Source organism: Paenibacillus sp. MMO-58 (genome assembly GCF_037146255.1).
Lineage (GTDB): Bacteria > Bacillota > Bacilli > Paenibacillales > Paenibacillaceae > Pristimantibacillus.
Genome location: NZ_JBBCVY010000001.1, coordinates 179,570 through 205,830 on the forward strand (window position 1 = coordinate 179,570; position 26,261 = coordinate 205,830).

At 50.9% G+C, this 26,261-nt stretch carries 13 protein-coding genes; 11 read left to right on the top strand and 2 right to left on the bottom strand.

Translation table 11 applies throughout. The annotated features are described in order from the left end of the window. Window positions 1-32: 32 nt before the first annotated feature. Window positions 33-242, bottom strand: coding sequence for an H-type small acid-soluble spore protein (locus WFJ73_RS00785; protein WP_201004197.1), 210 nt, complete (start codon window positions 240-242; stop codon window positions 33-35). 218 nt (window positions 243-460) lie between these two features. Here WFJ73_RS00785 and WFJ73_RS00790 point away from each other — a divergent pair, with 218 nt between their 5' ends. The 9 genes from WFJ73_RS00790 to WFJ73_RS00830 all read left to right on the top strand — a co-directional run bounded on the left by WFJ73_RS00790 (window position 461) and on the right by WFJ73_RS00830 (window position 16,566). After that, window positions 461-2,164 carry an amylo-alpha-1,6-glucosidase gene (locus tag WFJ73_RS00790; RefSeq protein ID WP_336772102.1) on the top strand — a complete coding sequence of 568 codons (1,704 nt, stop codon included), beginning with the start codon at window positions 461-463 and terminating at the stop codon, window positions 2,162-2,164. A 144-nt stretch (window positions 2,165-2,308) separates the two neighbouring features. Continuing rightward, window positions 2,309-4,054 carry a sensor histidine kinase gene (locus tag WFJ73_RS00795; RefSeq protein WP_336771061.1) on the top strand — a complete coding sequence of 582 codons (1,746 nt, stop codon included), beginning with the start codon at window positions 2,309-2,311 and terminating at the stop codon, window positions 4,052-4,054. Then, entirely contained in the window at window positions 4,032-5,249 is a 1,218-nt protein-coding gene (locus WFJ73_RS00800) for a response regulator transcription factor (protein WP_336771063.1), read from the top strand. The genes WFJ73_RS00795 and WFJ73_RS00800 overlap by 23 nt, the downstream gene beginning before the upstream one ends. Before the next feature lie 119 nt (window positions 5,250-5,368). Next, entirely contained in the window at window positions 5,369-6,649 is a 1,281-nt protein-coding gene (locus WFJ73_RS00805; RefSeq protein WP_336771065.1) for an ABC transporter substrate-binding protein, read from the top strand. A 29-nt stretch (window positions 6,650-6,678) separates the two neighbouring features. After that, window positions 6,679-7,668 carry a carbohydrate ABC transporter permease gene (locus tag WFJ73_RS00810; protein WP_336771066.1) on the top strand — a complete coding sequence of 330 codons (990 nt, stop codon included), beginning with the start codon at window positions 6,679-6,681 and terminating at the stop codon, window positions 7,666-7,668. Further along, a complete protein-coding gene (locus WFJ73_RS00815; protein ID WP_336771067.1) occupies window positions 7,665-8,474 on the top strand; it encodes a carbohydrate ABC transporter permease in 810 nt (269 codons plus the stop codon). The genes WFJ73_RS00810 and WFJ73_RS00815 overlap by 4 nt, the downstream gene beginning before the upstream one ends. Before the next feature lie 34 nt (window positions 8,475-8,508). Then, window positions 8,509-11,640 (top strand): glycoside hydrolase family 2 TIM barrel-domain containing protein, encoded by a 3,132-nt coding sequence (locus tag WFJ73_RS00820; RefSeq protein ID WP_336771068.1) that lies wholly within the window; start codon window positions 8,509-8,511, stop codon window positions 11,638-11,640. A 3-nt stretch (window positions 11,641-11,643) separates the two neighbouring features. Then, on the top strand, window positions 11,644-12,867 hold the full coding sequence (locus WFJ73_RS00825; RefSeq protein WP_336771069.1) for an MFS transporter: 1,224 nt from the start codon (window positions 11,644-11,646) through the stop codon (window positions 12,865-12,867). 168 nt (window positions 12,868-13,035) lie between these two features. Continuing rightward, entirely contained in the window at window positions 13,036-16,566 is a 3,531-nt protein-coding gene (locus WFJ73_RS00830; RefSeq protein WP_336771070.1) for an S-layer homology domain-containing protein, read from the top strand. A gap of 54 nt (window positions 16,567-16,620) precedes the next feature. Here the strand turns inward: WFJ73_RS00830 and WFJ73_RS00835 are convergent, their stop codons facing one another. Further along, window positions 16,621-17,718, bottom strand: coding sequence for a helix-turn-helix domain-containing protein (locus WFJ73_RS00835; RefSeq protein ID WP_336771071.1), 1,098 nt, complete (start codon window positions 17,716-17,718; stop codon window positions 16,621-16,623). Window positions 17,719-18,117: 399 nt separating this feature from the next. Here WFJ73_RS00835 and WFJ73_RS00840 point away from each other — a divergent pair, with 399 nt between their 5' ends. Both WFJ73_RS00840 and WFJ73_RS00845 read left to right on the top strand, forming a co-directional pair. After that, window positions 18,118-24,705: an S-layer homology domain-containing protein gene (locus WFJ73_RS00840; RefSeq protein WP_336771072.1), complete on the top strand. Its 6,588-nt coding sequence runs from the start codon at window positions 18,118-18,120 to the stop codon at window positions 24,703-24,705. A gap of 86 nt (window positions 24,706-24,791) precedes the next feature. Beyond that, a complete protein-coding gene (locus WFJ73_RS00845; protein ID WP_336771073.1) occupies window positions 24,792-25,916 on the top strand; it encodes a HupE/UreJ family protein in 1,125 nt (374 codons plus the stop codon). The last annotated feature ends 345 nt before the right edge of the window (window positions 25,917-26,261 follow it).

A 26,261-nucleotide genomic window follows, 5' to 3' on the forward strand; every position in this document is an offset into this window, starting at 1 on the left:
GCGGATGACAAGAATCTTATCCCATTCCTCGCTCACACGAATGATACATCAGATTCGTCGTTGAATTCTTCCTCCAGCACCTCGACCGGTACCGTCTGCTCTTCTTCCGGCGTAGCCATCGGATGAATTCTCGCCGTGCCTGCCCCTACATTAACATGCTCGATAAAAACAGGGACGCCGAAATAAGATACGGTTATCGCATCCGGTGAATCGGCGATCTCCTTTGCTCTAAACGCTTCCACAGTCCATCACCTCTTGCAAAGTATTTACATAGTTGCGGATGTTTATCCACGCGCCGCATCGAACAAAAACACGATTATTCTCGAACAAATTACCTCTTTTCATTCAAATAAATCTCGCTGCGAACAATTAACCTCCCCTCTAAAAACAACTGTCGGTTACTCCTGAACCCTCCTTTCGATAAAATGAAAGCGTATACGATGCTGAGAGGGAGATTATGATGAACTTTGACTTAAATATAGTGCCGTTCAGTCGCAGAGACTCGTTCCTGGCGGTCTCGATTCTGCCTGAAGCCATAGATAGAGAACAAGGCCTGTACCTGCGCACCGTTCGCGGCGGCGATGATAAGTTCGGCGAGGCTTTTCATGTCGCCATGCTGGATGGAAGCGGCCATGCCGTACCATTCCGCTCAGTTGCCTCACCCGAACGGGTGAAGCTGACATCGGAATGCGGCTTAACGGCCGATATCTGTATTTCCGACAGCCGGACGTTCCGAGTTCGGACAAGCGGCTGCGGAATCCGTTTAACCTTCCGTACATCGGCCTATGATTACGCGTTTCAAGAATCGCCGGGCAGATGGGAGGTCAACAGCTTCACCCATGAATGCAGGTTCAGGCTTACGGCGCTTGTCGGAGAACTGCGGATGGAAGTGCCTTGGGATAAAATCAAAAGCTCTTACGTGATCGCCGACTTTTTGCCGGACCGGGCAATAGGGCAATCCGAATTCGCTATCGAAGAATTCCGGACCGTACTGGAGCCGCGGGCTGCTTGGAAACCGTTCGATGATATCGTAAATGAAGTGAAAGAAGAGTTTAGCCAGTGGCTGAATAGCAGCTTATCGATGCCCGAACACTGGGAAGAAAGCCGTACTCTTGCTTCCTATATTACCTGGTCCTGCCTTGTTCCGGCGGAAGGATGCCTGACGCGTCCCGCTATGTATATGTCAAAGAACTGGATGACGAATATATGGAGCTGGGATCACTGCTTTAATGCCATGGCGCTGGTACGGAATAATCCGAAGCTGGCTTGGGATCAGTTCATGATCTTCTTCGACCGTCAGGATGAGAGCGGGCTTATCCCGGATTTCATCAACGATAAGTATGCGTTATGGAATTGCAACAAACCGCCTATTCACGGATGGACGCTTGCTTGGATGATGGCGCGAACGGATTTTATCCAAGAGGAGCAGCTGGCTGAGGTATACGGACCTTTATCCAAATGGACAAATTGGTGGTTCCGGTTCCGCGATAATGATGGCGACGGCATACCGCAATACAATCATGGCAATGACTCCGGTTGGGATAACAGTACGGCGTTTAACAACGGCATTCCCGTTGAGAGCCCGGACTTGGCAGCTTTTCTTATTCTCCAATCGGAAGTGCTGGCCGATATTGCGGAGCGGCTTGGAAAAGCGGAAGAGGCTGTTGGATGGCGGAAGCTTGCCGGGGACACACTAGAGAAAATGATTGCCCATTTCTGGCACAACGGACGGTTTGCGTCCTGCCGCTCCGGCACTCACGAGATATCGGAAGGAGACAGTCTGCTTCTGTTCGTACCGATTCTATTGGGTAAGCGTCTGCCTGAACAAATCCGGGCAGCTCTGCTGCAAGGATTGAGAGAAGAGGGCAGATTTTTGACGAGTAACGGTTGGGCAACGGAAAGTCTAAATAGTCCGTTCTATCATTCGGATGGCTATTGGCGGGGGCCAATCTGGGCGCCATCGACCATGTTATTGGTTGAAGGAGTTGCGGCGGCAGGAGATCGCGAGCTTGCGGAAGCCGTCTCGCGGCGGTTCTGCGCGATGCTTGACCGGAGCGGGATGGCTGAGAATTTCGACGCGGTTACGGGGGAAGGCTTGCGGGATCGCGCATTCACTTGGACTTCCAGCGTATTTCTGATCTTGGGAAATGAATATACAACTTAATGGATAGGCCGCACTTCTTCACTGTCTTAAATGGACTGTTGTGGAAGTGCTTTTGACGTTTGGGGACCTATGACATTGTCTGTCAGAGATGTCCATGCTACAATTCAGATGATTTTTGCAAGAAGCAGCACGGAGGGCATCCCTATGAACGATTTACTGAAACGGCTTCGCATTCGCCTTCAGCCAAGCTCTTACCGAAGCATTCGCACCAAATTTCTTTTCTGCTTTCTAATTGTAACGATTATTCCGCTGCTTTCGCTTGGCGCCATGTCCTACTACCAATCGGCGAATGTTATTAATTCCCAGTTCGGCAAATACGGCGAGAACGCTGTAGCGCAGCTGGAGCAGCAGACGAGTTCCTATTTGAACCGGATGAATCAGACGACGGAGACGATTTATACGTATTTGCTTGATCCCGCGTGGGCTGACTTAGGGGATCAGCCGCCTTCTACCTATAGCGATATTATGGATAAAAATGATTTGGAGGCGCTCTTGAAAGCGCTTAAAAGCGATCGGACGACCGGCATTTATATCCTTACTCGTACCGGCTATTATTATGGGGAAAATAATCTTGACGTATCCAAGCTGCAAGCCATTCCCGCTTGGCATGCGATGCCGGATTCCCAATCGGGCAAATATTGGCTTGGGTTCTACCCTCAGAATCACGGAATGAACGAGACGGCTGGTGCGGGGCTGCCTGTTCTGGGATTGGCCGTGTCGATTAACAACCCGTACGGAGCTTTGAAAGGCAGTAAAATTCTGATCGAAGAGAATGCCGAAGAGCTGCTTCATATGTTCAAGCTGTTCGAGAACGATACGAAGGCTCATCTACGCATCCGTGATTCGAGCGGAAGGATTATTTACGAAACGGCAGGACCTTTTATTTCGCAATCGAGTGATATTGTCTGGAACAAAACCATTGCCGTAAACGGGTGGAACATAGAATCGAGGCTGCCGGCCGCGTCGTTCTATCGTTCCTCCGGCATTATCAGGTCCAATACGATAATCGTGGCAGCGGCTTCCTGTCTTTTGGCATTTGGACTAGCCTATTTGTTCTCCTCCCGTTTTACAGTGCGGATCCGCCGGCTCAAAGACGCAATGCAAAAGGTCAGCTTCGGCAAGCTTCATACGAGAACGCAGGTTGAAGCAAAGGACGAGCTGGGCGTTCTCGATATCAGCTTTAATAATATGGTAAGCGGCATACAGACGTTAGTCGGCGAGATTGAGCAAAGCGAAAGGCTTAAGAAGGAAGCGGAGCTCAAAGCTTTTCATTATCAGATCAATCCCCATCTGCTGTTTAATACGCTTAACTCGATCCAATGGAAAGCAAGGCTTCAGGGAGCGGAGGACATTCGCCAGATGCTGTACCATCTGACCAAGGTGCTGGAGGGCAATCTGGATATCTCGCAGGAGATGATTCCGCTTGGGAGCGAGCTGAGGATTATTGAGCATTATCTCAAAGTTCAGGAAATACGTTATGGCCCCGTGTTTACGTACAAGCTGGAATGCGACGAGCAGCTTAAGCGCTATCTGATTCCCCGTATGACGCTGCAGCCGTTATTCGAAAATATTTTTTTTCACGGATTCGAGGACGGTCAAGGCGAGATTGGGTTGACCATTCGAGAAGCAGGCAATCATCTGCGGCTTATCCTGTCCGATAATGGAGCGGGTATTCCCGCAGCGAAGCTGGAACGTCTTCTCTTGCCGAATATGGAGAAGCGCAAGGGTAGGGGAGGGCTTGGCGTGCAAAACGCGAATCAGAAGTTCAAGCTGCATTTTGGACCGCAGTTCGGGTTAAACGTACAATCGATTCATGGGGAAGGGACAACCATCATTATTGAATGGCCCAAGAAGGAGGAGAATCTGCATGGAAACGGAAACAGCCATTAAAGTACTAATTGCAGACGACGAGAGTATTGTCCGGAAAGGGCTTCGTTCGACCGTACCTTGGGAGAAATACGGAATGGAAGTGGTCTCGGATGCCCCAAACGGACGCAAAGCCTGGGAAGCTTTTCTGGAGCATCGGCCTCAGGTCGTCATCACGGATATCGTAATGCCCGAGATGGACGGCATTGAATTATCGCGGAAAGTGAAGGAAGCAGCTCCCGATACAAAAATCATTTTGCTCAGCTGCCATCGGGACTTCGAATACGCTCAGCAGGGCATGAAGATTGGCGCATCCGGCTATTTGCTTAAAACGGCTTTCGAGGACGAAGAGCTGGAAGAAATGCTGGTGAAGTTTCAAAGAGAGTTTGCGGCGGCTTCGGAATCAGCGGCTGTGAAAGACAAGGAAAGCGATCAAGGAGAGCTTCTTGGCACTCTTCTATATGCTTGGCTGAATGGACACAATGATAAGTTTATCGGCGAAATGGAGAAGCGTTCCCGCGAGGACTGGTCCTTTAACGACGAGCCCGTCTATATCTATTTGATCAAAACTTTGGGCTGTGAATGTTCATGGCCGGATCTGCTTAGGCAAGGAACCTATGAGGATCAGCAGCTGTGTACCGGCATGCTTGTTCCTTACGGGGAAGAACGCTGTTATTGCATGCTGCCGAAATCTAAGGTAAATGCTATGGAAAGCTTTCTGGTGGAGCAAAAAAGCGAGATTGCGAAGCTGCAGTGGGCGAGAAGAGGGCCGCTCTCGGATACGGACGAAAGGCTTGAAGCCTTGCAGTCGCTTCATAAAGAGGCCGAATTGGAGAAAGCTTACAACGTGTCCAAGTCAGATTGGCCGGAAGCCATTTGGCGCGCCGTCAAGCTTCTTCACGACAATCCGTCCGCCGAATGGTCCGTCAGCGACGTGGCAAGGCAGGTAGGTCTCAGCCGAAGCCATTTTTCGATTTTGTTCAAGAAAGCGGTCGGGGACAGCTTTGTTGCTTTCCAATATAAGCGGAAGCTTAAGCTGGCTACGGGATTATTAAGAGATACCAATCTTACGATGCAGGAAATTGCCGAGCGCACGGGGCTTGGCGACAGCAAATATTTCAGTAAATGGTTCAAGCGATGCACGGGGGAAACGCCAAGCCGCTACCGTTCCGAACAAAAAGACAACAGGCATCTAACAGAAGATCACCAACCTTCGTAATCGAACAAAAACACGCAAACAATCGAATACTTATCGGTTTTGAACCGCTTTCATTTTCGTTATGATGAAAGCGGTTCAATTATTATATATCTTATTTTTCAAAAGGGGAGCTGCCAGAAATGAAAAAGAAACTAACCTTTATTCTTCTGACAACAGTAGTGGCGATGTCTGCGCTAACGGCATGCGGCGGCAATAATGAAAGCTCGGGCGGCAACGCGGCGCAGTCCGCGGGCGGCAAAGGTTCAGGCGATGTGAAGAAGCTTCGCTTCGCGACATGGGATACAGGCGATGCGCTTAAGATTGAGCAGGATATCGCGAAGAAATTCGAAGCCGATCATCCCGGAACGCAGGTGCAGGTAGAAGCATACGCGGATGGCTTTGACCAGAAGCTTGCAGCGGGCTTTGGAGCTACGAATCCTCCGGATGTGATGTACATGTGGGACTTTCCAACGTATCACCGGTCGCTTGAGCCTCTTAACAGCTACGCGGACGGCGACAAAGATCTGAACAAGGATGATTTCTACAGCGGTTTGTTCAATTATGCGACTATAGATAACAATCTCTATGGCATTCCGGCAGGCTTTACGACTCGCGTGGTCTACTACAACAAAAAGATGTTTGACGATGCGGGCATCCCGTATCCGAAGGATAGCTGGACATGGGATGATTTACAGTCCGCTGCGCAGAAGCTGACGGATAAATCGAAGAAGCAATACGGCTTTGGCGTACGCGCGGAGAACGATACGTATGATCTGCAAGGCTTTGTATGGAGCAACGGAGGTTCTTATATTTCGGAGGACGGCAAAACAATCGACGGTTATATGAACAGCAAGGAAACGGCCGGTGCCATTCAAATGTTTGGCGACATGCTGAAGAACGGATCGGCTGTGCTGACCGGCGGTAAAGGGCAGCAAAGCGGAGAGGATATTTTCAAAGGCGGAAAAATCGCCATGTGGGAAAGCGGCATCTGGCCGCTGGAATCCTTCAAGCAAGCAGGCATTGACGTAGGCACGGTAGAGATGCCGGCCTTCCCGGGCAAACCGGTAAAAGGCGTCGTTGCCGAATCTGCCCTATCCATTGCCAAGGATTCCAAACAGAAGGAGCTGGCTTGGGAATTTATCAAATATTATGTGTCGAGCGAAGCGATCAAGATGCGCGTAGCCGACTTGCCGGTACGGGTAAGCGTAGTAAGCGAGCTGAAGAAGGATCAGGATCCTCTATACAAGCCTTACTATACGATGCTGGAGCGCTCGGATAATACGCCTGCCTTCCTTCTTAACGACAAGTGGAATGAAGTGAACCGGCAGCTGTCCGCCGCGGTTGAAGCGGTCGTGCACGGCAGCAATGCGCAGGATGCGCTTAATCAAGCCGTGAAGGACAGCGAGCGGTATTTGAAATAACATTACAGCTTTGGAAAGAAGGTTAGGAGATGGCTCAGACCTACTCGCAGACAGCAGGGAACAACGCGGCCAGCCTCACGCCTAGAAGAAAACGCAGATGGGGTGGGGCTGCGCCCTACCTCTTCATCTTCCCGTGGATCTTCGGATTCCTTGTTTTCACGCTAGGCCCGTTGTTATTCTCGCTTATTATTTCGTTTTTTGATTGGCCTATCGTAGGCCAGGTGCATTTCATTGGTCTTGGAAACTACAAATCCATGTTTACGGATGATCCGTTATTCTGGAAGTCGCTTGGCGTAACGCTTAAGTTTGCCGCCCTTTTTGTTCCTTTCAACATTATCGTCGCGCTAGGGCTTGCGATTCTGCTCAATCAGAACACGCGCGGCACGGCTATTTTTAGAACCGCCTTTTATCTGCCATCCGTCATTTCCGGCGTTGCTCTGGCGATGATCTGGTCTTGGGTATACAGCGGCGATTACGGCATCCTGAATTATTTCCTCTCTATCCTTGGCGTGCAAGGTCCGGACTGGCTGAATGATACCAAATGGTCCATGGTTGCGATGGTTGTCGCAAGCCTATGGGGACAAGGCTCCATGATGCTTGTCTTTCTCGCGGGGCTGAAGGGAATTCCGAAGGATCTCTATGAATCAGCTTCGCTTGACGGAGCGGGGAAAATCCGGCAGTTCTTCAGCGTGACGGTTCCCATGCTTAGCCCGACCATTCTGTTCAACCTGATTACTTCCATTATCGCGGCCTTCCAGCAGCTGACTCTCGCCTTATTGCTGACGGGCGGCGGGCCGATGAAAGCCACTTACTTCTATGCGATGTACATGTACGAGAATGCGTTCAAATATTACAAAATGGGTTATTCCGCGGCTAATGCATGGTTTATGTTCCTTATTGTGCTTACGTTGACCTTCCTGGTCTTCAAGTCTTCCGAGGCATGGGTGTTCTACGAAGGCGAGATGAAGCGCAAGCCGCAGAAGAAAATGAAAGCTGGCGGAAAGGGGAAAACAGCATGAAAAAGCTATTCATCTATGCGTTATTGATCTGCTGCTCGCTGCTGTTCGCCGCCCCGCTGTTCTGGGCAGTGACCACGGCGCTTAAGTCACAACCCGAGCTATATCTTTTTCCGCCTAAATGGATTCCTTCCGCGCTCCAATTCAGCAACTTCTCGGATGCCTGGACGATACAGCCCTTCAACTTATTTTTGAAAAACACGGTTATCGTGACGCTGTTGACAACGATTGGCCAGCTGGTATCCTGCACGCTTGTGGCTTACGGATTTGCAAGATTCGAATTCAAGGGACGTAATCTGTTGTTTCTTGTCGTGCTGGCGACGATGATGATTCCTTGGGAAGTTACGATGATTCCGCAATACATGGAATTTAACTACCTGGGCTGGATCAATACGCTTAAGCCGCTTATTGTTCCATCATGGTTCGGGTCGGCCTATTTCATCTTCCTGCTCAGACAATTTATTCTGACGCTTCCGCGTGAACTGGATGAAGCAGCAACGATTGACGGAGCGAACAAGTTTGGCATTCTTGCGAGAATCATCGTGCCGCTTATGGGGCCGCCGCTTATTCTCGTCGGAGTGTTCCAAGTAATGAACTGCTGGAACGATTACCTGGGACCGCTTATTTTCCTTAATGATCAGTCGAAATATACGCTTACGCTTGGACTGTCGCAGTTCAAGGGCATGTTTGGCGTCGATATGCAGTCCATTATGGCGATTACCTGTCTGATCTCGATTCCGCCGCTTGCCGTATTTTTCTTCGCGCAGCGTTATATTGTCGGCGGAATCGCAAATACGGGGATTAAATAACTAGAGAGCTTTGCGATTCGGGAGGAGAAGCATCATGATAAACAAGACAATAGAACGGGATTGGGACAATCTGGCGGTGCTGGAACGAAACCGGGCGGAAAGCCGGGCGTATTTCATCCCCTTTTCTGATATAGAAGGCGCTTTAAGCTATGACAGGGGAAGCTCCCCTTGGTTCAAATCCTTAAACGGCCAATGGAAGTTTCACTATGCGCAAGGGCCTGAGTGGGCACCGGAAGCCTTTTTTGAAGAGAGCTACGATGTGAGCGGCTGGGACGAGATTCAGGTTCCGGGTCACTGGCAGCTAAAGGGCTACGGCCATCCGCATTATACGGATCTTTATTATCCGTTTCCGGTCGATCCTCCTCATGTGCCTAACGATAATCCGACAGGCAGCTATGTGCGGGAGTTTGAGCTTCCACCGGATTGGAACGGAAGAAAGCTGGCGGTCAAGTTTGACGGCGTAGACAGCGCCTTCCATGTTTGGGTGAACGGTGAGTTCGTCGGCTACAGCCAAGGAAGCCGCTTAACGTCGGAGTTTGATTTGACGCCTTATGTGAAAGCCGGGATCAACCGCATGGCTGTCCGGGTTTATCAATGGTCGGACGGGTCCTACCTGGAAGATCAGGATATGTGGTATATGAGCGGTATTTTCCGGGACGTGTATCTGGTTTCCGAGCCATCCGCTATTCGTATTGCAGACTACCGGATCGTGACCGAGCTGGACGCACAATATTGCGATGCAATTTTGTCCGTAAAAGTAGAGTTGAAGGGAGACGACCCGCAAGGGGAAGTCAGATTGAATCTGCTGGATCAAGAAGGCAAGCCGGTTGCTTCCGCGGTTAATCCGATCGGTTCGGCAACCCAGAATCAAGCTTGTACCGAATTCGCGATTCCCGTAACAAAGCCTTTATTATGGAGCGCTGAAGCGCCTGCTCTGTATCATTTGGCGATTAGCGTAGTTGATCAGCATAACCATGTGGTGGAGACGGTTGCCCAGCGGGTAGGCTTCCGCAAGATTGAGGTGAAGGACGGCCAGTTTCTGGTGAACGGCAAAGCCATTTTGCTCAAAGGCGTGAACCGGCATGACCATCACCCGGATACGGGGCGTACGGTTACGCTGTCCACGATGATTCAAGACGTCATTATGATGAAGCAGCATAACATTAATGCGGTCAGAACGGCGCATTATCCGAATGACCCCCGGTTCTATGACGTTTGCGATGAATACGGGTTATATGTCATGGAAGAGACCGATTTGGAGACGCATGGCTTCGAGCCGCTTGGCAACATCTCGCGTTTAAGCGATGATCCCGCCTGGCAGGATGCGTATGTCGACCGGATCCGCCGCATGGTCGAGCGCGATAAGAACCATCCATCGATCATATTCTGGTCGCTTGGCAACGAGTCCGGCTTTGGCTGCAATTTCAGGGCGATGTCGGAATGGTGCAAGCAGGCTGATCCGACCCGTCTCATCCATTATGAAGAAGACCGGGAAGCGGAAGTATGCGACGTTGTGAGCACGATGTACTCCTCCGTGGAGAAAATGGAAGGCTTCGGACAGCTGGTTGATCATCCCAAACCGCATATCCTATGCGAATTCGCTCATGCGATGGGCAATGGACCAGGGGGGCTTAAGCCTTATTTCGATACCTTTGATGCTTACCGAAGATTGCAGGGCGGCTTCGTGTGGGAATGGATTGATCACGGCATCTCCCGGAAGACGGCTGACGGAAAAGACGATTACGCCTATGGCGGAGACTACGGGGATGAACCGAATAACAGCAATTTCGTTATTGACGGTCTTGTTCGTCCCGACCGGACGCCTTCACCGGGACTTATCGAATACAAGAAGATTATCGAGCCTGTAAGGGTCGAATATTTATCGAACCATCGTATACGTGTTACGAACCGGTACGATTTTATATCGCTTGACCACCTCCTTGCAGACTGGAGCGTGATTGCAGACGGACGTACGGTTCAAAGCGGTGTTCTGGTGCTGCCTTCGGTTGGTCCTGGGGAAAGCGTGGAGCTGCTCGTTCCTGTACGGATAGACGTACAGCATACCCGATTGGAGACAGAAGCCGAGCGGTGGTTGAACATCGGTTTTTCTCTTTTGGCGGATTGTATCTGGGGAGAGCGTGGACATGAAATCGCTTGGGCGCAGCTTGCGCTTGAAGCTGTGGAGAGGAACTCCTCGGCGGCAGCTGTAAATCTGCCTATTCGAAGCTTATCCTGCGCGGGGGAAGGACGAGAAATTATTCTGAAAAACGATTTGTTCCAAATGGCCTTTGACTCCCGTCAATCCGGCATCAGCTCGCTTCGAATGAACGGTCAGGAGCTTGTGAACAAGGGGCCGCGCCTTAACTTCTGGCGGGCGCCGATTGATAACGACATGTATGTCCTGCCCGATTGGCGCAAGGCGCATCTCGATAAGCTGACGGAACGTATCGATGCATGCAGCTGGGAAAGATTAAACGCCGAGACCGTTCAGATCAGATGGACCTCCCGCATAGCGCCGCCCGTGCATGATTGGGGTTTCCGCTGCGAAACCATCTATTCCGTAACAGGCTCCGGTTTAATAACGATTGACGTTCACGGGGTTCCGGAAGGCAAACCGCCTGTTATGCTTCCTAAGATTGGACTCCAAATGGAGCTCCCTTCCTCTATGGATACCGTCAAATGGTATGGCCGCGGACCGGGAGAGAATTATTCCGACAGCAAGGAAGCGGGACGTTTCGGCGTATACAGCAAGTCCGTGGATGAGCTGTTTACCCCTTATATTTATCCGCAAGAAAACGGAAACCGTACGGATGTCCGCTGGGTGTCGATCACAGACGGCGGCGGAATCGGGCTGCTTGCCGTTGGTGAACCAACGCTTGAATTCAGCGCTCGAAGATATACGGATGCGGATCTGGAAGCAGCAAAGCATGCCAGCGATCTTACTCCCCGCGACTTCATTACGCTGAATCTGGATTATCGGCAGAATGGTCTTGGCAGCAATAGCTGCGGGCCTGCGCAAGCACCGGATTGCATGGTTACGCCTGACGAATTCCGTTTCCGGTTACTATTAAAGCCTTACCTTTCCGAGGATTCCGCTCCGGAGCGACTCAGTCATCAGATGAGATTGGAAGCGAAGCGCGGCCTCTCCACTCTCGGAAAGGAGTAGGAGATGTCCGACTATTTCCGGGGATTATTGCGTCTGCCGTCAGGCGTTCGCCGATTCCTGATGACCGAGTCTTTGTACGGTATCGGAATCGGACTGTATTCGCTCGTGCTTAATTTGCATTTATTGTCCAAAGGGCTAAAGGAAGATCAGGTTGGCGCTTTGGTATCCGTTGGCATCTTGATTATGGGGATACTGGCTATCCCCGTATCCTTGCTTGCCAATCGGTACGGCCGCAAAAAGCTGCTCGTTACCGGCATCTTGTTTATTGCGGCAGGCAATGTCTTGTACGCCTTTACTAGCGAGCTTGCTTACTTCTACCTGGCCCAAGCTTTAGTCTCAATCGGATTAACGCTGGTAGAGACGACAGAAGTACAGCTTCTCTTTCATTATTGCAATTCCCGCAGGGATGAGATGCGAGCGTTCTCTCTCATGTTTGCAGTCTTTACGGCCTTCACGGGAGCGGGAACTTTAATCGCAGGTTATTTGCCTAGCGAAGCAGCAAGCGGAGAAGGCTATCGGACTGCCCTGCTTCTAGCCGGCCTGGTGTTCGTCATTCATGGAATTGTCCGCGGCTTGATCCTTCCGGCAGAGAGTGGCGCCACTCCTCCTAAGGAGAATAGATTGGATCATAGTAGAAACCGTGAGATGGTGTCCGGTTGGAGAAAAAAGCTGCCAAGCTCCAAGCTATGGCTGTTCTCCGTATTTATGGCTTTGCTAGGCGGGGCGCTTGCGATAACGGGGTCATTCCTGAATGTAATCGTGAAGTACCGGCTGGATTGGCTGGACGATAATGTATCCCTGCTGCTCGCTATAGCGGGAGTTGTTCTCTTCGTAAGTTCTTTACTTACACCTTATATCATGGAGCGGTTTGGCCCGCATACGGCAATTATTTCTGTTTTTCTAATCAACATCGTTATTTTCGCCGCTCTTTTCTGGTCCATGCCGGTATGGCTGTTCACGGTCTTGTTCCTTATTCGCGGAGGCGGGGTGACCATGCTTTCCAATCTAGTAGACAGTAAATTAATGTCCGCGCTCAAAGAAAAAGAGAGAAACCTCTTTGCCGGGATGCGTTCCGTCTTCCGCAGCGTAGGTTCTTCTATTGCCGCTTATTTGGCAGGATTGATTTTGGCCGGAGCAGACTATCGGATGCCCTTCTTAATAACGGCGGTAGTACTGGGCGCAGGGTTGATATGTTATACACGGTGGATTCGTCCGCTTCTGGATTAAATATGTAAAAACAAAGAAAAACCTTCTATAATCGAGGGTTTTTCTTTGTTTTTATAAAAGTAATATTTTGGCTCCAACGTATTACCAATATAGACAATGGGAGTTATAATAAATAGAGCTAATTAATAGAGTTTATTTAAACTATTACAGAAATGGACAGAGGCCGTCATGAAAAACTTATCACGAAAATCGATGTTTTTGGTTATCCTCGCGTTGATCTTTCAATTGGGGCTGGGGAATTATTTGACGCCCAGCACATTCGCCGCCGCGGATCCCGTCATAACCGCAACTTCGGGTTCGGCTTCATTCGCGGCCGGAGACAACACGGCCTCTACGCCGGTTATTGTCGACTCCGGCATAACGGTCACGGATGGAGTCAGCGCTACGCTTGAAAGTGCGACAGTGGCCATAACGGGCAACTTCCATTCGGGGGAAGATGTTCTGGGCTTCATTAACGACGGAGCGACCATGGGGAATATTTCGGCCAGTTACAATGCAGCCACGGGCGTAATGACACTGACGTCTGCGGGCGCAACGGCTGCCTTGGCCCAGTGGCAAAGCGCCTTACGTTCCGTTACCTATACGGATACAGCCGTTGCGCCAAATACGGCAACGCGTACAATTAGCTTCGGCGCAATTGACGGGGCAGGCAATACCAGCAATACAACAACAAGGACCGTTACGGTAACAGCGACGGACCAGACGCCGGTCGTGACCGCGACTGGCGGGACAACCGCTTACATATCCGGAACATCTGCCGTAACTATTGACTCCGGCGTAACGGTATCCGACCTGGATAACACGACGTTGTCCAGTGCGACAGTATCTATCTCGAACGGTTATCGAACCGGTGATACTCTTGTTTTTGTCAACACGAGCTCAGTCCTATACGGCAATATTGTTGCCAGTTATAACGCGGCAACAGGCGTGCTCACGCTGGTGTCCCCAGGCGCAACGGCTGCTTTGGGGCAATGGTCCAATGCTTTAAGCACGGTAACGTTTTCAACAGGGAGTACGACGACGGGGAACCGTACAATCAGCTACATGGTAAGTGATGGTACGAAAACCAGCGCTGCTTCTACGAAAACCGTCAATGTGATTGGGCCTCCAAATTTAACCGCAAGCAGCGGTTCGGCTTCGTTCGTAGCCGGAGATAACACGACCTCGACACCGGTTGTTATCGATTCCGCTCTCACGGTAACCGATGGAATCAGTGCTACGCTTGCAAGCGCGACCGTGGCCATCACGGGTAACTTCCAACCCGGGGAAGATGTATTGGCTTTTACCAACGACGGAGCAACTATGGGGAATACTACGGCTAGTTATAATTCAGCAACAGGCTTGCTGACGCTGGCGTCTGCGGGCGCAACAGCTACATTGGCACAATGGCAAAGCGCATTGCGTTCCGTTGTTTATACGAATACGGCCATAACGCCAAATACGGCAACGCGTACAATTAGCTTCGCCGCTATTGACGGGGCGGGCAATACCAGCAACACAACAACGAGGACCGTTACGGTGACGGCAACGGATCAGACTCCTATTGTGACCACGTCCGGCGGTAAGACACCTTACGTGTCCAGAACAACTGCAGTTGTTATAGACTCCGGTGTAACGGTATCCGATCGGGACAACACAACTTTATCCAGTGCGATAGTATCTATCTCGAACGGTTTTCAATCCGGTGATACTCTTGTTTTTGAAAATACCAATTCGACCTCATACGGCAATATCGTTGCGAGTTATAATGCAGCCACGGGCGTGCTGACTCTGACGTCGTCAGGCGCAACGTCCACTGTGGCGCAATGGGCAAATGCTTTAAGCTCGGTTACGTTTTCGTCAACGAGTGTTACGACAGGGGACCGCAGCATTAGCTACATCGTGAGTGACGGCATGAAAATCAGCGCGGCCGCTACGAAAAACGTCAATGTCGTTGGACCTCCAAACTTGACCGCAACTCCGGGTTCTGCTTCATTCGTGGCAGGAGATAACACGGGCTCGACAGCGGTTGCTATCGATTCCGGTATAACGGTCACGGATGGAGTCAGCGCTACGCTTGAAAGCGCGACCGTGGCCATCACGGGCAATTTCCATTCGGGGGAGGATCTTCTGGGCTTTATCAACGACGGGGCGACTATGGGAAATATTTCGGCCAGTTACAATGCAGCCACGGGCGTAATGACACTGACGTCTGCGGGCGCAACGGCAGCCTTGGCCCAGTGGCAAAGCGCCTTGCGTTCCGTTACCTATACGGATACGGCCATAACGCCAAATACGGCAACGCGTACAATCAGCTTCGCCGCGATTGACGGGGCGGGCAATACCAGCAATACAACAACGAGGACCGTTACGGTGACGGCAACAAACCAAACGCCGATCCTGACCGCAAGCAACGGCTCGACCATTTTTAGGTCCGGTGATCTTGCAGTTCCAACTCCGGTCGCGATTGACAGCGGTCTGACGATAAACGATTTGGACAACGCGACGCTGGCAAGCGCAACGGTTACCGTCTCGAGCCATTTCAGCGCCCAGGAGGATGTACTGGCATTCGCCAACGATAATGCGGCGGCATACGGCAATATTACGGCCAGTTATTCGAGCACGAGCGGCGAGTTGACGATGACTTCGGCGGGAGCTGCAGCAACTTTGTCCCAATGGCAGAACGCTTTACGCGCGGTGACCTACAACAATATAGCCGCAACTCCGGATACCGCGGCTCGCACGGTTAGCTTCACCGTAAACGATGGAACAAGCAACAGCAACAGTGTAACGAAGAGCATTACCTTGATCGCATTAAGCAGCTTAAGCGCTAGTACGAGTGCAGTAAGCGTTCTGGCGGGGCAAACGGCGACTACGGCCATTACAGCCAAGTATTCGGATCTGACCCAGGCGGATGTGACTTCAAACGTATCTTGGTCTGTTCAAAATCCTGCAATCGCCAGCGTTTCAAACGGGACAATTACAGGTCTTCTGGCAGGCAGCACAGTAATCACCGCCGTCTACGGAACCCGATCGGCAGCTATAAGCGTAACGGTAAAAGGAATCACCGTTTCGCAGCCTGTAACTACTCCGGCTCAGAAAATATATTATGATTTCGTTGATACTAACCGTCTCAAAGCTTCTATAAAAGACGCCTTAAACGCCGGGAAATCCACATCGTTCCAGGACACGGTATCCCATTGGGCCTCTAAGGATATTTCACTTGCTGCGAAGTTAGGCATAATCAACGGTTATCCGGATGGCAGCTTTAAACCGGATTCCTCTATTACGAGGGCCGAGTTCAGTACACTTATCGCGAAAGCATTTGCCCTGCGCCTTGGAACGGGAACAACCACGTTCGGAGATACCCAGAATTCTTGGGCGCGAGAGTCCATTCAAATTCTTGCTTCCTTTGGAGTGATCAATGGTTATTCGGATGGAACGTTCCGCCCCGATGATAAGATTACGCGCGCCGAGATGATTGCTATGATCTCAAAAATATTCATTATGCAAGAAAACAAGTCTGGCAATAGCTTCGATGATGTTACAGCCGAGCATTGGGCTAACAAGATCATTGAGGAAGCCGCTTATGCCGGGATTATTCAGGGAAAAGGCAAGAACCTGTTCGCGCCGAACGATAACCTTACAAGGGCGGAAGCCTTAACGGTTATTCTACGCGTGTTGAAACAAGATCCGGAGATTTCAGATCTCCTCCGTTAAGATGAGAAAAAGGCAGTCTCTTAGGTAAAGCACCTGAGACACTGCCTTTTTTGTTTAATAAACCTTATGAATTTGAGAAATTTGCTGCTTTCGGTATTCGCCGGGCGACATCCCGAGCTGCTTTTTGAACATCCGGTTGAAGGACGTTATGTTCTCATATCCGACGTGTACGCTGATGTCATGGATAGACATCTCGGTAACGACGAGTAGCTCCTTAGCTTTGCGGATGCGGATCTCGTTCAGATGATCGCTGAAGTTGGCCCCGGTTTTTTCTTTAATATAAACGGACAAATACGCGGGAGACATGCTTAGCAATTGGGCTAGGTAGGCAAGCGACAGATCCTGTGAGTAGCGGGTGTGCAAAATATCCATAATTAAGGCTGCGATTGGATCCTGCCGGTCTTGCGCGTCATTGATGTAGGAGGCGACACATTCCATAAGCTGTGTAAACGTATCCAAATAATCCTGTGCGGTTCCGCATTCCTTCAATTGCTTAATAATCGAATAGACATTTTCGACGGCATCGGCTTTTAAGTGCAGCGGCTCCAAATTCACCCACACCTTGGAAGCCATAAGAGCAGCTAAGTGTTGATAGGCTTGAGCCGAAGCTCCGGTTTTGACAAATAGGTCAATGAATTGGGACACCAGCTGTATGGCGCTTTCGGCATTGCCGGATTGCATAACCGAGCTAAGAGCTTGCTCGTGTTTTGGGCCTAACAGCATGGGAGGGGGAGTCTGCAGCTTGTCAATGAATTGTATGTCCTCGGTTAGATTCGCTTGCGTGGTCATTTGCTGTACTTCCTGATAGGCAGCGCCAAGATCATGATAACTAACTTTTTGCGTGCCGACGGCTATAGTGATCGAGCAGCGGATATTCTCCCGTTTCAATAGCGGTTTTAAAGTACGCATGAAAGAGGCGATTTTTTCGCGGATACCTCCATAGAAAACCGTGACCACGCAATTGGTCTCAATCTGGAACGTGTCGGTGTCGTCAAACTTTTCGCTGATCCGGTTATGGAGGAATTCGGCAACGCTATTCAGGATATACGGTTGTTCATCCTTGGGGCAAGCTTCTTTGGAAAATCGAAAATGAAAGAGCACAACATGACAGCTAAGGTTGGCTGGCAGCCGGTTGCTCCAATCCGCACTCAAATTTCCGTTAATATTTCTTAAACGGTTTAAGCATTCCAAGCGAGTTAGGGCGGAGAACCGGGATGAATTCGAACCTAGCTTTCTGTAGCTGTGAGAAGGCCCTTTCTTCATAGACATTCTCATGAAAGGCACCCTGCTTTCCAGTTGTATTTGTCCATTTATTCATATTACTTCCATAGAGTGAGTTGGAAGTTAAGCTAATGTTATCTAAATGTCAAAAAAATGATAGACCCGATTTTAGATAATATGCAGGAAGTACTGACTTTTCGGAAATCCGCCTTTTATTCTAAAGAGCTGTATGCTATCGAATGAAATGTGAATAGGCATTCTCCATCCGCTAGATTACACTGTCTGTGAATTAGGCAGCAGCAATCTTAATAGAAGTGGAGTGTGTGAGGAATGAACAGGTTGTTCAAACAAGCGCGGCGTCGGTTTATCGCTGGAACGATGACGGTAGCGCTTGTCGTAACGGGCTTGCCGATTGGCGCATCCGGGACGGCTAACGCGGAGGCGTTGCAGCTCGGACCGGAGTTATTGATTACGGAAATCGTGGCCAACTCTCCGAACTATACGCCTCCGGGCGGAAGCGGTACGGATGATAACGCTTGGGAATATGTCGAGCTGTACAATAACAGCGACGCCGCGATTTCGCTGAGTGACTACATGATTACCCGCGACAGCTATAATGGCGGCGCTCATTACGAGTATCCCCTTGAAGCCGGCCGCTTGCTTGAGCCTCATCAGACGGTCGTTGTAAAAGGTCAAAGCAATGCCTCCGATCCCACTACAGCAGCTGACCATAACACGCTTGCGTCTTTTAACTCGGTATACCACACCGAACTGACGGAGACTCAAATCGCCTATATGGATCAATCCAGCGGAGGAAATCTTCCCAATACCGGTACGCAGACAGTATCGGTCAAACGTGCTTCAAACAAAGAAACGGTTATTTCCGCTAGGTATAACGATGTAGATGCCGCGGGGGCTCCGCTCATCAACTCTTCCAACAACATCGATGACAGCAACGGAAAAAGTATCGTTTTCGCCTATAATCCGCTTAGCGGAACAACGGTGATGACCAAGCTGGCATCCAAGCAAGCGCCAACGCCGGGAACCCTGATTGCGGGTCAACCGGTTATGGATACGGGCGTTCCGGCGACGACGCCTCCAGTATTAACGCATATTCCGGCAACGGCACCAATCGAACCGCAAAATTTCTCCGTGACAGCCGACGTGAGCAGCGACGGTAGTTTGAGCTCCGCGAAGCTTTATTATAAGAAAGCCGAAGATACGGCTTATACGTCCGTAGACATCAACGTCAAGGATGCCGTTCATTCGCTAACCGGCGTCATCCCTGCAAGCGTGATGCAAGGGACAAGCAAGATCGAGTACTATATCGAAGCAACGAACTCTGCCGGCACGACAAGAAGCCCGTCCGCAGCCGACAGCTTCTACGAGCTGCAGATCAAACAAGCCGAGCAGCCGGAAGAGCCGGGGCAGCCACCGGTTCTGCTTATCTCGGAAATCGTGTTCAACACCCCGAATATTGGCAGCGGGGACGTAAATGCGTGGGAATACTTCGAGATTTATAACAACAGCAGTGAGCCGCTTGCGCTGAATGATTACCAAATTCAGTATTTTAACGGTTCTGCGTTAGCGTACGAATGGACGTTCAGAGACAATAAGACGATCCAGCCAGGACAGACGATGGTCGTGCGCGCTTATTACAGCGACGAACAAAACGGCTCGATGGACAAGTTCAACGGAGCCTATAACGTATCGCTAACCGACAACGATATCGTCTCGTTTAATCACCCGTCCGGCAATCTGATCAACACCAATGAGCATACGGTATCGATCGTGAAGAAGACCGGCGAGACGGTCGAAACAATCGTATCGGCCAAGTATAACGACGGTTGTCCGGCGGAAGCGGCGACCAATTGCGACGACCTGAACAATACGGCCGTGATCTACAAGGTGGATGGTCAAAAAACGAAGCTGATGGAGAAGGTAGGAAGCAAGGTTGCGCCAACGCCTGGTTCTTTGGTTGCCGATCAGCTTTCCCCGAGTATCGAGCACGCGCAGGTAGCTGGCTCCACTTTGGTTAAGGATATTCCGATCTCTGCCGTCATTACGAGTGCGGCTGGCACCGTTCAAGGCGCCAAGCTTTACTTCAAGACGGATAAGGATGCGGATTACAGCTCCGTCAATATGACCGCGGGTGCGGAAGACCGCTATAGCGGCGTTATTCCGAAAGAAGCAATGAGCGAGGATGCCGAATACCTCTATTACTATATCGAGGCGACGGACGGTCTTCATACGAGAAAGAACCCTTTCTCCGGCAAACCGTTTGAAGTGCGGATTTTCCACTCGGTGACCGATGCTGCTCATGCTCTTCTCATTACGGAGCTTGTTCCGGACGATAAGGGCAGCGATATGTACGAATACATCGAAGTGTACAATAACACGGGTCGATCCGTTAATCTGAAGGACTATACGATCTATTACGAATTTTCCCACGGCGCGACAATCAGGTGGGATTTAACGGAGGACTTTACTCTGCCTTCGAAGCAAGCGGCGGTTATCTGGCTCAAGTCCGACCTGAGCCTAGACAAGACGCCGGCGGATTTCAATGCGCATTGGAGCTCGGTGACGGGTTCGCCCGTAAATCTGACAAGCGGACAATTGACCTCTCTTTATTCGATCGGGATGGACAATACAAGCGAGGGACGTATTCTGATCGCTCCGGATGCCGCGGATTGGGTTGGCCATTGGGGCGGCGCCATTTCGCAGGCTTGGTATAACGTTGGCAAGGACGAAGTGAATGACGACGGAAAAAGCGTTGTTTACGAATATCCGAAAGGCGATCCGAATCCGCAATTCCTGAATCGGATGTTCGAGCGATCTGCCGGTCAGACGGCTACGCCGGGCGTAATCGTTGAAGGACAGGTGCCCGAAATTCCGCTAGAGGTTCCCGAGGACACGACAAAGCCGGAGATCTCTTATACGGCTCCCGCAGGCAAACAGCCTTTTGGCAGACTGAACGTTACGGCAACAATCGTGGATGATATCAAAGTAGACCGGGCGACTCTCTTTTTCAAAAAGAAAGGCGATTCCGTTTACCTGGAAGCTAATATGCTTCGTTCCTTAACAAATCCAAGCGAGTACAGCGGTACGATCGCCATGGATAAAATCCTCGGTGCTGACGCTCTCGACTATTACATCGAAACGACGGACGGTCAGAACCTTTCCCGTTCGACGGATGGCGGCGCGGCTCTTTACTCGGTTGCGTTTGAACCAAAAAGCAAGCTGTGGCTTGATGTTGCTCCAAGCAGCTTCCTGAAAGGCAATACCCGCATTCAAGGCAACGCTCTTGACGCAGGACGCGCATTAAGCTTGAAAGTGGACGGTCAAACACTGGATAGCGAGAAGGCGTTAAATGACAATGCTTATCTGACGTTTAATGCCGACAATATGGAGAAGAGCTTTAACGACGGCTTATACGTGAACGGACAGCTGGTATCGACGTTCCCTAACGTATCCTACCTTGCGCCTCATGTCGCAACCGTACCCAAAAGTCTGCTGAAGCCGGGCAGCAATGTGCTGCTCGTGACGGCGGGCAACAAGCTTGATCCGCTTGGCACGGAAGGCAATAACGATGACTTCAAGATTGAGAACATCAAGTTCTTGCTTGGCAATGGAGGGCAAGCAGCAATTACCGCCAGAGGCAAGGTGCTTGACAAAGACCAATTTACGGTTGTTGATCCGGCCAAACGGCAAAAGGTCGGCGACAGCGCCGGATATTTCGAATATCTCGAGCTGACCGTCAATCTGCCCGAATCGCTGTTCCAAGGCAATGCGGCGACGTTGGATACAACAACGCTCTCCGACGGCGAACACGTCTTTGAGGTGTCCGACGCCGAAGCGGGAACAAAAGCAAGCGTAAAGGCAATCGTCGACAACACCCTACCGGTGTTTGAGGAATTCTCGGTTAAAGACGGCGAAACCTACAGCGGCAATATTGCGTTGAACGTCAAAGCAGCGGACGCAGCCACCGGTATCGGCTCAACGACGGCTACCTTGGATGGTGAAGCCGTAACGCTGCCAGGTCAAGTAAAAGCATCCGCGCTGTCTGCCGGCGACCATGTCTTCCGCGTTACGGTTACGGATAAAGCCGGTAACGCTGCGGTTCGTTCCGCGACTTTCAGTGTCGCAGACGAGACACCAAGTCAATCCTTCGAGCCAACGCCTGGAAATAACGCAACTAACGTTGGAACTAACGCGCAGCTTAGCGTAAAGGTAAGCGATCCGAACGGGGACGCAATGGATGTCAGCTTCCGTGAAGCTTACCGTTACAACTACAGCAATCGTACGGACATTGAAGGTTATTCCAATTCGACGGACCGTGAACCTCCGCTTGAGTTGACGCCGGCTGGCGAAACGGCAATCTCCGCGGAAGCGGTTAGTCAGGTAAAAGCGGCTGACGGCAGTTATTTCGTGACCGACGCGGACGGCCTGTTCCCGTACCAGCGTTACGACTTCAAGCTTGATCAAGAGCCTGACGATATCGCAAACGTAGAAGTAGTCTGGAAAGGGCATTCGCTGCCCGACCGTCAAGTGACCCTGTATACATGGAATTACAATACGAATAAGTGGGTAAGAGCCGCATCTGGCGTTGGAGCCGAAGACTTCGAATTGAAGGCGAAGGTCAGCGCTCAGGATATGGTTAGAGACAAAACAGTTCACGTGCTTGTCCAGGATCTGGTGCCGGCTGTCGAAGACGGAGTCGACTTCAGCTTCGCATGGGCGAGCGACACGCAATATTATTCCGATTCTTATCCGGAAATTTACGACAAAGAAATGAAATACGTAGCGGACATGAAGGACGAGAAAAAGATTGCCTATCTCATTCATACAGGCGATTTGGTCGATGACTTCAACCGTCCGGACGAGTGGAAGGTTGCAAGCGACAGTATGAAGCGTCTGGAGGATGCGGGCATTCCGTATGGCGTCGTTACGGGCAACCATGACGTCAATCATGATGAATCCAACTACACGGAATATTGGAAGTACTTTGGCCGCGAGCGGTTCAAGGATCAGCCGTATTACGGCGACGACCAGAACAACAACCGCGACCACTACGACCTGATCTCGGTTAAGGGACAGGATTTCCTGATCATGTACCTAGGCTGGAACATTCAGGAAAGCACGGTGAAATGGGCAAACGACGTGCTGAAGAAGTACCCGGACCGTTACGTCATTATCGGTACCCATGAATATATTTCCCCGACGGGCGCCTATTCCGGTCAAGGCGAGATGATCTGGAACGAAATCGTAGCGAAGAATGAGAATGTAAAAATGGTGCTTTGCGGACATTTGCATGGCGTTGCCTACAACGTTAAGCATGTCGAGAACAGCGACCGCGTCGTTATCGAGATGCTGGCGGATTACCAGTCCGGCCCGCAAGGCGGACAAGGCTATATGAGATTTCTGGAGTTTAATCTGGCAGCTGAACAGATCCACGTGACGACGTATTCGGCTTACATGAACGACAGCAATTTCTTCGAGGAAGAAGGCAAGGACGACTTCCTGTTGCCTTACAAAACGCAAGATCCAAGCAAGCAGGTTGCGACTGATTTTATCGGCGTAAACGTCTACGGCAGCAAGGAAATAGGCAGTCAGAAGAACGTGGCAAGCGGCGGCAAGGCAACCGCAAGCTGGCCGAATCTGGCAGGCAACACCCTATACAATTGGTATGCAACGGCCACGGACATAAACGGCGACAGCTCGATTTCGGATATATGGAGCTTCTCGACGGGTGGCACGACGGTACCGCCAACGAATCCAACGAATCCGGGCACTCCGTCGAATCCGGATCCTAGTCCGGATATAACGGTTATCTCCCCGAATGCGATCCCTGCAGCGGGAGAAGTGACACTGAAGCCGGATACGGGTGACAGCGCAATCGCTCTTAGCAAAGATACGCTGGCCAAAATCGGCAATCGCGAAGTAAAGGTCGATACCGGCAGCAACGTTATGGTTACCATTCCGGCTGCGGTTCTGCAGTCTCTCGGCGGTAAGCTGAGCGATGGCAGTCAGCTCGTTATCAAGCTGGACAAAATCGCGCAGAGTACGATCGACCAGGCAGAAGCGGCCGATGGAGCGAACCGCAAAGCGAATATGGAAGCGAAAGGCGCGGCCTTGCAGCTTTCCTTCGGCGAGCTTAGCAAATCCGGCAGTCTGACCACTATCGGAACGCTGCCAAGCCCGGTCAAGATTGAATGGAAGGCCGATGCGATTAACAATGTCAAGCTCGCGGGCATCTACCGCATCGACGAGAGCGGCAATTCGGTCTGGATCGGCGGCGAATACGCGAACGGCAGCTTTACGGCGTCCGTTGATCAACCGGGCAAGTATATCGTTCTGGAATATAACAAGCCTTACAGCGACGTGTCTTCCAGCAACTGGGCTTACGATTACGTACAGGAGCTCTCGTTCCGCGGAATCGTAAATGGCATCAGCGACAGCAAGTTTGGAGCCAACCAGTCTACGACACGGGCGGAATTCGTGACCTTGCTCGCAAGAGCGCTTGGTCTAAGCGGCTCCGCATCGGCGGCCTCGAAGTTCAAAGACGTGAAGGCGGGCAGCTGGTATGCGGATGCCGTGGCGGCAGCCGTTCAGGCGGGAATCGTAACGGGCATTACCGCGGACAGCTTCCAGCCGGACAAACGGATTAGCCGCGAGGAAATGGCCGTTCTGATCATTCGCGCTCTCGAGTACAAGACAGGTTCCGCTATTTCCAGCTCCGGCGACGTTTCGTACACGGATGGGGGCAAGATCAGCGATTGGGCCCAAGAAGCCATTGAAAAGGCGAATGCGCTTGGCATCATGACCGGCCGCGAGAATGGCCAATTCGCTCCGCAAGCGAATGCAACACGTCTGGAAAGCGCGAAAGTTATCTATGAAATTTTAGAGCAAATGAAATAAAGGACAAATTTTACCGGACTGGCGCATGGAGAACCCTTCTCCATGCGCCCGCTCGGGTTTTACATACCAAGGAGGTTTCCAATCTCATGAAAAAGGCGACTGCGTTATTGGCCGTCTGTCTGTTCCTGCTGGCTATCGTTCCGCATGCGTACGCGCATATGAACACGTATGGCTATTCGGACATCAGCGTAAGCAGCGGACAGCTGGAATACGATTTGTATTTGGATATTACGGAAGTGTCCCAATGGATGGATATGCACTCCGGCGGCGTGTTTGTCATTGATCCCGGGAAGTCGAGAACTCCCGCTGAAGGCGAAGTGACTTGGACGGAGGAGGAACTGCGTCCGCTGATTGCAGATTCTCTTGCCGTCAAGGCAGGCGGTCAACTCGTGGAGCCAACGATCGGCGATATTGCGGCAAAAGAAAGAAATAATGGCTTATGTTTGTATGTGAAGCTTATCTATGCGCTTCCAGACGGAGCTTGGGATTATAGCATCGATTACAACTTTTTCTTTGATACCGATCCAGCCCACCAGAACTTTGCGACGTTCCGCGAAGCGGGATCATCCAAGGATATTGTGTTTAATAGCGGCAACCATACGGTGACCGGGCAGCTTGGAGCTTCGGCTGCGGAGGCTTCCAAAACGACGGTTGAGGTGCCGAACTGGCTCATGTCGATGTGGGAATATTTGCGGATTGGCGTCGAGCATATCTTGAGCGGTATTGACCATCTGCTCTTTATTGCCGCGCTTGTTATCGCCAAGCAGCGCAAACGGGATTACGTGAAGGTATTGACGGCGTTTACGGTCGGACACAGCTTGACGATCGCGCTTTCCGCCCTCGATATCGTCAATTTGCCTCCTGCGTTTGTCGAGCCTGCCATTGCTTTAAGCATCGCGTATGTGGCAGTCGAGAATATATGGCTCAAAAAAGTTCAGCGCCGTTGGATGATTGCCATGGGCTTTGGCCTTATCCATGGCTTTGGCTTCGCCGAGGTGCTGCGCGGCGCGATGAGCGACCGTTTCCTGCTGACGTTGTTCTCGTTTAACGTTGGCGTCGAAATCGGACAATTGGCCGTTCTCGCTGTATTGCTTCCGCTGCTTATTTGGATCGGCCGCTACAAAGCATACAAGTACGCCAATTACGCAGCCTCTTCGTTTGTCGGGGTAATTGGACTTTATTGGTTTGTGACAAGGATTATTGAAGGCTAGATAGAGGAGTCTGCAAGATCGCCTCGCCGATTCATTAAAAAATGCCGCAATCATGCGGCATTTTTAATTCTTGATATAGATGGTTGAATTTGTATTCACTGATACCAGTTATATCTCCGCAGCTGCGCTAAACGCCATTCGATCAGCAGCTTACGGGACAAGGTTTTGGAACTAAGCGTTTACCGAAGGAAAAATATGATTCCGTCTATAATCCAATGACCAGTCACGAAAAACTTCGGGGTAACTATTTAATAGTTACGCTGATTTGTTTTTTTCGGCTGTTCGTCCATGCAGAGTTTAATGATCCTCAGGGAGGCAATACTTTTACCATTCAAACCAAACAAG